The sequence below is a fragment of the Nitrobacter sp. 62-13 genome (assembly GCF_001896955.1).
In the GTDB taxonomy this organism is placed as follows: domain Bacteria; phylum Pseudomonadota; class Alphaproteobacteria; order Rhizobiales; family Xanthobacteraceae; genus Nitrobacter.
In genome coordinates, this window is sequence record NZ_MKRN01000138.1 from 10,372 (window position 1) to 11,317 (window position 946).

Below are 946 nucleotides of genomic sequence, written 5' to 3' on the forward strand. Positions count from 1 at the left end.
CTTCCTTTTCAACATCGGGCACTCCGTCGCCCGCAGATCATGAGGGCGAGCGGGTCGCGCTCGCCTACGTCGTGCCCGATTCTGCGAATCCGACTGGCGAAACGATGGAGGAGGATGCTCGGCGGAACCTGCTCGATCTGTCGGCCGCTCACGACGCGCCGCTGATCGAGGATGCCGCGTACGAAGCGCTGCGTTTCGAAGGCGAGCCGCAGAGGTCCTGTCAGTCCCTCGACATCGAAAGCTGCGGAGATATCGACCGCAGTCGTGTGGTCTATTGCGGGACATTCTCGAAGACACTGTCGCCAGGCCTGCGCGTGGGCTGGATCTGCGCAGCGCGGGACCTCGTTCAGAAGGTCGTTCTGGCCAAGCAGGCCGCGGACTTGCACTGTGCGACGCTGAATCAGATCGTCATCCATCGCGTCGCTCTGGAGCAATATGACGAGCAAGTTGAGCGTATCGTCGGAGTGTATTCTAAGCGCCGCGATGCCACGCTGAATGCCCTTAGCAGGCACATGCCCGACGGTGTTGCTTGGACGAGGCCAACGGGCGGAATGTTTGTATGGGTCACGCTCCCTCCTTATCTCGATGGGGCCGAGCTCCTCAGCCTCTCGCTCCGTGAGGAAGGCGTGGCCTTCGTGCCGGGCGCCGCGTTCTTCGCTGATGGAGGCACCGGAAACGCACTGCGCTTGAACTACTCGTTGCAGTCCGAGCAAGCCATCGACGAAGGAATACGCCGGCTTGGCGGCCTAGTCGCGCGCGAGTTGCGCAGGACTGGCAGGTGTGCGGCCGTGGCTTAGGGGTAGGAGCGATGGCCCGCCCCTTCAGCGCCAGCGCGCCGGATATTGATGAGGTTGCGTCGTGACGGGTGACCGACGGTGCTCGGCCTGGGAGTGGGGGGCAGACATGTCGGCCATACGGATGTTCCAAGTCGACGCATTTGCCGATC

1 protein-coding gene is annotated in these 946 nt (G+C 63.0%); it reads left to right on the top strand.

What is annotated here, in order from left to right:
* On the top strand, positions 1-797 hold a 797-nt coding region (locus BGN91_RS10325), incomplete at its 5' end, for a PLP-dependent aminotransferase family protein (protein WP_292612834.1).
* Positions 798-946 lie beyond the last annotated feature (149 nt).